The 258-nt window shown below is 60.9% G+C and carries 1 protein-coding gene; it reads right to left on the bottom strand.

Translation table 11 applies throughout. From position 1 onward, the window contains the following. Positions 1-258, bottom strand: a 258-nt coding sequence (locus R0J92_RS24365; protein ID WP_411053579.1) for a histidine phosphatase family protein, incomplete at both ends; no start/stop codon positions are given.

Raw genomic sequence — 258 nt, 5'->3', positions numbered from 1 at the left:
ACCGGCTCTACCTGCCACTGGGTGTGTTCAGCGCTCTTGGCATCGAAGGCCCACACCTGCGGGTAGTGATTATCCGCCTGTCCATCCAGTTCGCCAAAGTGGCGCTCCCTTAAGCGCTCCTCTTTTTGCATGTCCAGAGCAAACGCCGTTGCTACCCTGGCGGCGGTTTGGGTGGTGCGCAAAAAGTCTGAATGTACCGCCCGCGTCGGCTCTGGCCAGCGCCACTGCGCCAGTAACTCCACTAACTGCTGCTCGCCC

Origin of the sequence: Tritonibacter sp. SIMBA_163 (genome assembly GCF_046535935.1) — a bacterium.
Classification (GTDB): Bacteria; Pseudomonadota; Alphaproteobacteria; order Rhodobacterales; family Rhodobacteraceae; genus Epibacterium; species Epibacterium scottomollicae.
The sequence above is the reverse complement of the archived record's forward strand: the minus strand, read 5'-3'. Positions and strand labels throughout refer to the sequence as shown.